The following is a 7331-nucleotide window of genomic DNA, read 5'->3' as shown; positions in this document are numbered from 1 at the left end:
GGTTAGAGAAGGCGACGGTGAGGATGTGTTCACACACGGCAATGCTGCAGCGCCGCGGCGCTACGTCGAGACGTACTGGCGCGAGTCTGCCCTGCGGTCCGCACTCACAGACGCCGGCTGGATCGTCAGCGAGGTACGTCGGTGCGTCGGAAAGCCCCATGATCGGTGGCTGAGCGTTCGGGCGAGTCGGGCGTGACGCACAGACCTTGCGGGAATGGCTGGCCGCGGCGCGACTATGAATTTTAGGTGGTCGCCAATGTCTGCTTCCGGGCGAAGGCAAAGATCGCATCTATGGCCGATATGAGGGCGCAGAGCCGCTCAGTCAACTTTCTCAAACGTGGGCCGTTTGCACCGCGACGCATGGCCCCGCTAGGTGCGGAGCCGCATATTGTCAAATCTCTGTATGCTCTGCTAGTTCCAGCGCATCTTCGATGTCCACGCCCAGGTATCTAACCGTGTTCTCGATCTTGGTATGCCCAAGCGGGATCTGGATCGCACGAAGATTGCCTGTCGCTTTGTAGATCATCGCGGCCTTTGTGCGCCGGAGGGAGTGTGTGCCGTAGTCTTCGCGTCGCAGCCCAATTGCTGTGACCCATTCATCGACCAATCGAGCATATTGGCGAGTGCTGAGATGATCGGCATGGTCGACCCGACTGGGAAAGGCGTATTCATCAATCGTTCCGCCTCTCCGCTCAAGCCATGCAAGCAAACTTGCTCTGACATCGGTCGTAATCTCGAACTGTACGGGACGTCCGGTTTTTGCTGAACGACGATAGCACGGGTTCGGATTTCTTGACCTGTGACGAGGGTTCCGATCTTGATCTTAACCAGATCGCAGCCTCGTAGCTTACTGTCGATTGCGAGATCGAACAGCGCCCGGTCTCTCATGCGCCCCTCCCTATCGAGGAAGAAACGAATTGCCCAGATCTGGCGCTGCTTCAGGGGCTTCTTTACGCCGACCTTCCGGCCGACGTTCCATGCCGGACGCCCCAGTGCGGCAGGATCGTATTGTGCAATACCCATTTGAGTTCTCCTTCGGCCACCATTGGCCGTCGGAAGAACGCACTAACGCGAGGAGTGGCGGGGGTCGAGAATGACCGTTTTCAGCGTCCATATCAGAATCCGGACGTTCAGGTTAGCCCGACCAAGGTCGCGAGCTGGCCCAAAGCGGGTGCTGAAACACGCCCGAGACACCTGGCTCAACTGGTGGCTCTCGGTAAAACAGGTTAATGTCGTGCGTGAACGTGACGAGTCGGCATCAGTGCCGTCGGTCGGAATGAAATGGAACACTGCACTACGTTGTAACTTGTTCTTTGAAATGGAGTACATCGCTCCGTACGGCGACGACATACCCGAAATCACGCCAACGGCCTTGGAAGCGCTGCGATCAACGGAGCTGACAACGACTAAGCCGGGAGGGCTGGACGTGAAAGTATTCGTGATTAGACATGGCGAGACCGAGTGGAGTCTGAGCGGGCAACACACGGGCACAACCGATGTCCCTTTAACTGACAACGGACGACGACAGGCGGAACGGATGCGGCCAATATTGGCTAGGCAGACGTTCTCGCTCATCCTCGTGAGCCCGCTACAGCGTGCGCGGGAGACTTGTGGCTTGGCGGGCCTCGGCGAAGGTGCCATCATCGAGCCAAGCTTGATGGAGTGGAACTACGGCGAATACGAGGGGCTAACGCCCCAGCAAATCCGGGAAGAGCGGCCGGACTGGTTGATATTCCGGGATGGATGCCCGGGCGGCGAGACGCCGAGGCAGGTGGCTACCCGTGTGGATCAAGTCGTGGCCCGGGCACGGGCTGCCGGCGGGGACGTTGCCCTATTCGCGCACGGGCACGTGTTGCGCGTGCTTGGAGCGCGATGGATTGGGCTTCCGCCGCGCGCCGGACAGCATTTTCTCCTGAATACGGGCACATTGAGCGTTCTCGCCTACTACCACGAGATACCAGCAGTGAGGATCTGGAACGGACATATCGCTGACCAGCCTCCCAAAGAGCTTCGACCGCGGTCACCGTGACAGTCTTGCTTTCCAAGTCGGTTCCATGAATGCCGATCATCCGGTGTCGGGTTCCAACATGAAGCAGATGCCAAACGCTTTCTGGACATGCTGCGTGAACGGTTGCAGGATTATGCTTTGCAGCTCCATCCTGAGACCTGCCTGAGTTCGGGCGTGTCGCATAGCAGTTAATCGTGAAAATGCGGCCGTTGACGCTCAGCTGCTGTGCCACGCGTCCGTCAAGATTTCTATCTGGATTTGTGGAATTTCTGAAAGGGCGACGCCTGATCCCCGGCTAGTCGGGATCGCTTCTCAAAGTGCAGTGTAGAGCGAAGCATTCTAAAATAAACTGCACACCCTCGAGCTAAGTGCGGAGCCGATTCATTGACATCACTTGATTGGCATACTCATGATGGACTGCGGCGGCGCCAACTTGTCTGATAACGCCGTCAGCGTTATACTAAATCTCTAGATGCTCATGGCGCGGGCATACACACGAAGATAAGTAGAGAATAAGGGCGGGCACAGGATTCAACCAATGGGACACGCAACATCTGGGCTGGATTTTCGCGTAAAGGTACGCGGACTGGTTTCCTTCCGGTCTGTTTTGGCTCTTGCGTTATCTCTATTGTCTACGATTTTTAGCCCTCAAGCACTTGCCAAGGATATATCTTTTACTGCTTTTCCCTTCTTGGTAAATTGTGAGGTTAGCGGCGTCCATCATGCTTACTATTTATCCAAAATTGGAGCAGACGGAGTTGCCATTTATATTTCGCCCGATAACCTGGCCGGTAGAGTGACCATAAACGGCGCTGCCGAACCGGCTATGGGCGGAGAAGGGCCGGGAAATTGCTCGGGAAAGACACTTGAGGAATTGCGGTCGGCCGGCCAGGCATTTTATCTACAACGTTGATGCTGAGCTTTCTTCGCGTGTAACAATTTCCTCTTTGCACCTCACAGAGGGCGGCCTATAGCCACCCGCCTGAAAATCCTGCCCGGCGCAATCCAGTTACGATTGGCTTGCATCGACGCATGACGTTCCAGAGCAGGCCGCTGCGGTAATTTTCGATCATCAGGACCACTGGCCCCTGGTCGATGCCAAAGTGATGGGGACTTACCCACCATCCCGTTGGATTGTCCTTGACCGCATAAGTCGGGTTGAATGACGGTTTGAAACCGTAGAGGCGCTTCATGCCAACTTTCATTCGGCCAAAATTACGGATGGTCGGAACGACGATCTCCGGCGCGAACGGCAGCGAAGCCACGACTACCCAAGGCGCGACCGTGCCATCATCCGGGCCAAAGGGAGCGCCGCGGGCGTTGTAGTCGAAGAACTCCCGGTCGACCCCGTCTATCGTGCGCGTGGCCCAACCGGGCCCGTCGCAGGCGGTAAATCCCCAACAATGCTCTCCATAACCGGCAAATTCCATCGGGTTGTGAATGGCATATTGCTGCTGGACATATGTCGCGTGCCGGCTGTTCTCAAAATAGTCGCTGTCATGCTCACGCATAAAGTCGTCCTGAACACCGCGAAAGTCTATCCACATATGCGATAGCTGATGTGTGAAAAGAGGCCCGGAATAGAGCAGTTCGCGGCCATACATATTTCTCCACTCGTACGTCTCGGCGTAGGCCGCGAAGCTCTCGGACGGCAATGGATGGGTCGGAGAGCCAAGACCGATGATATAAAGCAGCAGGCCCTCGTCGTAGCCACGCCACCGATAAGGGATGAAGCCGCTTTCCGGACGCCAGCCGTGTGTCAACGTTGCGCCACCGTTGCGCGCCCAGTTCCAGTCCGCGCGCTCATAAAGCGCCATCGCGAGCTGGCGGATCTCCGCTTCGTCCTGGGTGTCGCGATCAAAGTAGGTGGCCACAGTCAGAGCTCCCGCAAACAGGAAGGCTGAGTCGATGGTTGATAACTCGCACTGCCACACGCGGCGTCCAGTCTCGATGTCCAGAAAATGATAGAAAAACCCTTTGTAACCGGAAGCATCCGGTTCCGGCCCTTGCGGACAAGACATTAGATAACGCAATCGCTTACGGGTAATCTTTGCTGCAAATTCGCGTATTATGACGCCGCGCTCAACAACGACCGGAATGGTGGCCAGCGCCATGCCGATGGCGGCGATGCTTGCCGGCGCGTTGGGTTCCGTCTTGTCGCGGACCAAACCATTGTCCGGATTTGTGCAGTGAAGGTAATAGAGCAAGGTGGTGAACTGCAGCCGGCCGAGGTCATCGTCGGTTGGCAAGCGATCAAGGTCAACATCGGTAGAGGGGAGCTCGATCATGATCACTAACCGATCGTAACTTGGACGTCGTGCGTGCGACTATCTTCGACGAGCGTGACCCTTTTGTTTGTGACGGGTTTGCCATCCAGCCTCACCGACCGAACGCCTCGGCCGATCCCCTTGGCATTGTCGAAATGGATGCGGTAGGTAGCCGAACCATGCTTATATGTGATCTCATAGGTGGGCCAACTCGTGGGAACGCAAGGCTCAAACCGCAAAAATCTACCTTCCCGGCGCAGACCCAGGATTGCCTCCATGGCAACACGATAAAGCCAACTGGCAGAGCCGGTGTACCACGACCACCCGCCTCGGCCCGTGTGGGGAGGAGCGCCATATATGTCTGCACAAACGACATATGGCTCTACCTTGTAACGTTCAACCAGATCTCTCGTCGTTCCGTGGCAAATCGGATTGATGAAGTTCCAAAGGGTCAAGGCTAAATCACCGTCACCCTGTAATGCGGTGGCCCAGACGACCCAGGTTGCCGCGTGCGTATATTGCCCACCATTCTCACGAATGCCCGGAACATAGCCCTTGATGTAGCCTGGCTGGAGTACCCCTTTATCAAAAGGGGGATCGAAGAGTTTGATTAACTTGTCCTCTTTGACAACGAGCCGGTCGTGGACCGCTCTCAACCCCTGCGCCGCGCGTTCGGCATCGGCGGCGCCCGAAATGACAGCCCAGGCTTGCGGGAGGGCATCGATCTGGCATTCATCATTCATGGCCGAACCAAGCGGCGTGCCATCGTCAAAATATGCCCGGCGATACCATGCACCATCCCAGGCGTTAGCCTCGAGGGCTACGCGCAATGCCTCGGCTCGATCGCGACACCACTTGGCGCGGTACTTGTCCCCACGAGATTTCGAGATCGTCGCGAACGATCTCAAGACCGACAAAAAGAACCAACCGTTCCAGACGCTTTCCCCTTTGCCTTCAGCACCGACTTTGTTCATTCCGTCGTTCCAGTCCCCGGTCCCCATCAGGGGGAGCTGATGGCTTCCAAGTCGATAACCGTGCTTCAGCGCCCGGACGCAGTGTTCGTAGATCGTGCCCGTTTCCTCACTGATGGCTGGTGTGTTGAAGTCTTCCTCCTGGTCGTCCTTAAGAACCGCTGATTTGAGGAAGGGTACGACCTCATCAAGCAGCTCAACATCGCCGGTCGTCGAGACATAGTGGTGAACAACATAGGGAAGGAAATAAAGGTCGTCGGTGATCCGGGTACGCACTCCGACTCCGGATGGGGGGTGCCACCAGTGCTGAACGTCGCCCTCTTCAAATTGGCGTGCTGCCGAGCGCAGGATTTGTGAGCGGCTTTCACCGGGTGCGCTATGGATCAGTGCCATCACATCCTGAAGCTGGTCGCGAAAACCGTATGCCCCGCCGGACTGATAGTTTGATGTGCGGGCCCATACCCGGCACGCGAGTACCTGATACAACAACCATCTATTCATCATCAAATTCATGCTGCGGTCCGGCGTCGTGATTTGTACCTTGTCCAGAACGTTGTCCCAATCCCGGGATACGGCTGACAGTCTCTCACCCGCATGGTCAGGGTCGGCGTATTTGCGTACAAGTCTCCGGACTTCATCCAGGCTGTCGGCCTGCCCGAGAACAAAGATAACCTCTCGGGTTGCGCCCGCGGGTAAGGCGATATCCACCTTTAGAGCGCCGCACGGATCGACCGATGGACCAAAGCGTTCCGCCAGATCAGCTCGTTGCAAGGCGGCAGGACGAGATACGGAACCGTATTTGCCAAGAAACTCCGTGCGATCGGATGTCGTTGACCTCGCCACCGGACTGGTGGCCGCGAAGGCGATCTTTCCAGCGAAATCGCCTGACCAAGAATTGGTAGCAACGAGCGCACCCGATTCGGCATCGCGGTCGCACACCACTTGCATCGCAGCCTTTTCACGTTGGGTTCCCAGTACCCATTCGACGTAATAGGTTGCCGTTATCTGGCGGCTTCGGACGTCCCCGTTATGAAGTCTCAGGCTGATGATCTTGATCGTGTCCTGAGGTGGAACGAAGACTGTCATCTCCTGTTTCAGATGTCGGTTCTGACTGGCGTAGCGCGTATAACCCTGACCGTGACGGACGGACACTGGGGCGGAAGGGCCAATCGGCAGGGGTGTGGGTGTCCAAATTTCTCCAGTTTCGTCGTCCCGCAGGTAAACGACTTCTCCCGGCTGATCCGAAACCGGGTCGTTCGACCACGGTGTAAGCCGGTTCATCTGACAGTTGCCCGACCACGTATAGCCAAGGCTAGCTTCGGTCGTCAGGCAGCCGAAGCTGGGGTTCGCGAGGACGTTTGTCCACGGCGCCGGCGGCAAGGTCGTGGATCCCGATTTGAACCTGCCTACCGTCATAACATACTCGCGCCCACCATCGGAAAAGCCGCCGAATTCGTTCCAATAATGCAAATTTTCTGGCACGATGGGCAACGGCTCTGCGGTAGCGTCACTCATTCGAGCGGCGAACTCCCCTGGAGGTGACACAGCAGGGGAAGATATACTGGGGAACTGGGCGGCAAGAGACCCGCCGTCCCCTCTTATAACGAGCCGTGCCGCGGCGGTAATTGTCGCCAGGTCGTTCGCTGCAGTACCGGTGCCGGAGACAACGAAAATCCCTCCAGACTTGCCGGTCATTTCCGTTTGCAGCGGCGAGAAAAAAGTCTGCTCCAGTTCCCTGATACCGCCGCGCTCATCAAACAGGACGAGGTCGAACACCAAGCCTCTGCGCCGGCAGAAGTCGTGGGCCGCCATCACTTGGCGAATGAGAGCTTCGTCTCGTTTTGCATCGACACGCGCCAACGCGATTGGCAAGTCGCCGGAGATGCCTTGAGCCCAGAGCACATTTGGGTCAAATCGTGCTTGTGGGGGCGCCGCCTCCTGCCGCGTGCCTGGATTTCCAACTGCCATATATCCTGCCAACGAGTTGGACACCGAAACGTCGCCGGGTGTAAGCCTGAATTCATCGAGCTCGCACTTGTATCTCTCCATTGACCCGCGGAACGCTTGCTCGACCGCAGCGAACTT

At 57.0% G+C, this 7331-nt stretch carries 4 protein-coding genes and 2 pseudogenes; 3 read left to right on the top strand and 3 right to left on the bottom strand.

From position 1 onward, the window contains the following. Positions 1 to 196: pseudogene (locus C7476_RS29035) on the top strand (class I SAM-dependent methyltransferase); the annotation flags it as partial. A 195-nt stretch (positions 197 to 391) separates the two neighbouring features. Here the strand turns inward: C7476_RS29035 and C7476_RS27615 are convergent. Further along, positions 392 to 1023 (bottom strand): annotated as a pseudogene (locus C7476_RS27615) (tyrosine-type recombinase/integrase). 403 nt (positions 1024 to 1426) lie between these two features. Between C7476_RS27615 and C7476_RS27610 the strand changes: the two are divergent. Both C7476_RS27610 and C7476_RS28000 read left to right on the top strand, forming a co-directional pair. Then, complete coding sequence (locus C7476_RS27610) at positions 1427 to 2029, top strand: histidine phosphatase family protein (RefSeq protein WP_114433109.1); 603 nt, start codon at positions 1427 to 1429, stop codon at positions 2027 to 2029. Positions 2030 to 2546: 517 nt separating this feature from the next. Continuing rightward, entirely contained in the window at positions 2547 to 2921 is a 375-nt protein-coding gene (locus C7476_RS28000; protein ID WP_147274763.1) for a hypothetical protein, read from the top strand. Between the two features lie 55 nt (positions 2922 to 2976). Here C7476_RS28000 and C7476_RS27605 read toward each other — a convergent pair whose 3' ends face one another. Next, positions 2977 to 4296 carry a glucoamylase family protein gene (locus C7476_RS27605; protein ID WP_114433108.1) on the bottom strand — a complete coding sequence of 440 codons (1320 nt, stop codon included), beginning with the start codon at positions 4294 to 4296 and terminating at the stop codon, positions 2977 to 2979. Between the two features lie 5 nt (positions 4297 to 4301). Beyond that, a partial coding sequence (locus C7476_RS27600; protein ID WP_114433107.1) for a glycoside hydrolase family 94 protein occupies positions 4302 to 7331 on the bottom strand: 3030 nt, incomplete at its 5' end.

It is taken from the genome of Phyllobacterium bourgognense (assembly GCF_003337575.1).
GTDB lineage: Bacteria > Pseudomonadota > Alphaproteobacteria > Rhizobiales > Rhizobiaceae > Phyllobacterium > Phyllobacterium bourgognense.
The sequence above is the reverse complement of the archived record's forward strand: the minus strand, read 5'-3'. Positions and strand labels throughout refer to the sequence as shown.

Excerpts from the sequence above, each read along its gene's own strand:
- C7476_RS28000 (WP_147274763.1), top strand. The coding sequence starts at position 2,547 with ATGGGACACGCAACATCTGGGCTGGATTTTCGCGTAAAGGTACGCGGA.
- C7476_RS27605 (WP_114433108.1), bottom strand. The coding sequence starts at position 4,296 with ATGATCGAGCTCCCCTCTACCGATGTTGACCTTGATCGCTTGCCAACC.